Here is a 2,940-nt window from a genome sequence, read left to right as displayed (position 1 = left end):
TTTTATTATTTTTATTTTTTCTTCTCTATTTTTATTTTTTTCATTTAATGATGTACGTGCATACGTTCCTTCTTCAGTAATTAAGTTTAAATTTTCTTGCACTTTATCCTTTTCTTTAATTAAGGTTTCAAGATTGATTCTAAATTCTTTTATCTTCTTTGATAAAATTTCTCTTTCTTTTTCTATATTAACTATCTCTTGACTCTTTTTATTAAAATCACTTACATTAGTTTCTCTTATAATAATATTTAATTTTTTATTTATATTGTTAAGTTCTTCTATATCAATAGCTAATTCTTCATTTATCAAATTTACTTGTGTTTCTTTTTCCTTTATTAATGTTGATATTCTTTCACTATCATTTTCCAATTTATGATTCTCATCTTTTAGTTGTATAAGTGCATTTTCTAACACTTCTTTTTTTGCATCATAGTTTTCTATATCTTTTTTCAACCTATTAAATTGACTTTCTAAGTCTTTAGGTACTACGTTTTTAAACTCTTCTCCTAAATTTTCTATTTGAAGATTTTTCTCTCTAATTTTATCTTCCTCAGAACTCATTTTAGTATTATATATTGTTATGTCTTGTTCCAATACTTTTAAGTTAATTTCATAATCATTAATTTTATTATTTAATTGATTTACTATATCATCATCTAAATCATCTATTAACTTATCGTTGCTTTTTGTACCGTGTTCTAATGATCCACATACCGGGCATGCTTCACCATTCTTTAAATTCATTCTTATTTTAAAAGCTAAATTTTCTATTTCACATTTTTTGTATTTTTCTTTTAAGTCTAATAATTCATTATCAATACTAGATTTTTTATCTTTATCTTTTTTTAATAATTCTTCTAATTCTTCAATTAATAATTTAGATTTTTTTATCTCATCATAATATTGATTGAATTTTTCCCACTTTTCATTACAATTAGTTAGATTTTTTTGAAGTATTAATAAATCTTCCTGGTTACCTGGACAGCGTTTAATCAAGTTTTCTAATTCATCCTTGCTTTTATTTAATGAATTAGACTTTACTTTATATATTTTTTGTAACTCATCAAAATTCACTTTTAAATTTTCTATTTCTTTATTTATATTCGTTAATTTATCTTTATTATTACTAATATTTTTTTCAAATAAACTGTATTTTTCAGTGATTAAAAGACCATCTTGAATCTTAACTTTTAATTCATCATCTATTTTTAAGCTTTCAAATTTTTCTTCCAATTCCTTGATATTAATATTTGTATTTTTAATACTGTCCTCTATAATTAAACTACTATTCTTTTCTTTCTTGTATTTTTCTCTTAATACTTGAACTTTTGAAGAAATTTCTTCTATTTCTTTATCTAAAATATCCAACTTATTTTTTTCTTCTATTACATCATTTATTTTTTGTTCTCTTAATTTTAATTCTGGTATTTCTTTATCTTTTTTTTCTGTAATTTCTACTAATTTTTTTTCTGAACTTTCTTTTTCAATCTTTAATTTTTTAAAGTTTATTTCTAATCTCTCTTTTTCTTTTTGAGTCTCATTGCTTTCATTTAAAGTATTTTCATATGCTAATACATATGGATTAACCTTTAATGCAGCTTCCGCAAGTTTAAGCTTAATTTTATCTTCTTCTATTTCACTAGATTTACAATTTAAAACTTTTTCTTGTTCTTTGTAAGAGTTTAATTCAAATTGTAAATTCCAAATTTCCTCACTAGATTTATATCTTTTCTCTATTTCTTTTAATTCATTATTTGCATTACTTAATTGATTTCTAGCATATTCTAATTCTTCATTTTTTAAATTAAGTTTTTCACTGCTAACTTCATCATAACCTTTTAATTCTCCAGTTAGAAGATTACTCTCTGTTTTTTCTTTACCTATTTCTCTTGATAATTTTATCGAAAGAATATTTCCATACTTTTGAAGATTAAATAATCTTTCAAGCATCTCTCTTCTACTTTTTCCTTCAAGCTTTAAAAATTCACTAAATTTACCTTGTGGCAATACAACTGTTCTAGTAAAATCCTCTAATCCAAGACCTATTATTTCTTCACATTTTTCAGTTACTTTTTGAGCTTTATCAGCTAAAACTTCTTCTATTTCATTGGTTTTATCAATTATTTTAGCCCTTGAAGTTCTTGGATTACCAGTTTTATTATCACGTTTAAATTCCCTACTTACAACGTATGTTCTCTTTTCTATACCTGATATTTGAAATTTAAAACTTACATTTAATGAATCACAATTAGTATTTATATAGTTAGAGCTTTTTCTTGAAACCTGTCCATATAAAGCTAATGTTATTCCATCTAAAATAGTTGATTTTCCACTACCTGTAGGTCCAAAAATCCCAAAAAATCCTCTTTCAGTCAACTTATTAAAATCTATCTTCTGCTCTTCTATAAAACTATTTAATCCATTAATCCTAAGCTCAATTGGTCTCATCTTCTTCACCTACCTCTGACATTATATTTAAAAATAACTCAACAACTTCCGTATCTGCTTCAACGCCTCTTTCTTTCTTATAAAAATCCTTAAATATTTCATCAAAAGACTTTTCTGATATATTCTTAATATCTTCTTCCTCATCATTTATTTTAATCTTAGGAATTATCTCTAATATATCTTTCTTAAAATCTTTCATCTGCTTTATTTCATCTTCTCTTACATATCTATCAGTTTCTATTTCAAGATAAACAAAGCTTTCTCTTTCTGAGTTCTCTTTACATTTTAATATTGCTTCATCAATATTATCGCATTTCCATATTTCAATAGGCTTATATACCTTTAAATCAATGTCTTTTATATTAGGCTCTTCATTACATTTTACATCTATAATAAAACACTTCTTATCAAAATTTATTTCTTTTCTATTATAATGAATAGGTGATCCACAATATCTTGCTCTTTTATTAGTGCCAGGAACAATTTGTGGTT

General features: G+C 23.8%; 2 protein-coding genes. Both read right to left on the bottom strand.

Features of this window, described 5'->3' with window-relative positions; translation table 11 throughout:
* Nucleotides 1–2,448, bottom strand: a 2,448-nt coding sequence (locus NG904_RS16065) for an AAA family ATPase (protein ID WP_252232702.1), incomplete at its 3' end; no start/stop codon positions are given.
* Nucleotides 2,435–2,940 (bottom strand): exonuclease SbcCD subunit D C-terminal domain-containing protein (locus tag NG904_RS16060; protein WP_252232700.1); only part of this gene is annotated, 506 nt, incomplete at its 5' end. The genes NG904_RS16065 and NG904_RS16060, both read right to left, overlap by 14 nt.

Source organism: Clostridium sp. ZBS15, from assembly GCF_023845705.1.
In the GTDB taxonomy this organism is placed as follows: domain Bacteria; phylum Bacillota; class Clostridia; order Clostridiales; family Clostridiaceae; genus Clostridium; species Clostridium aquiflavi.
Note: the sequence above shows the minus strand (reverse complement) of the source record. Positions and strands in the feature narration are given on the sequence as shown.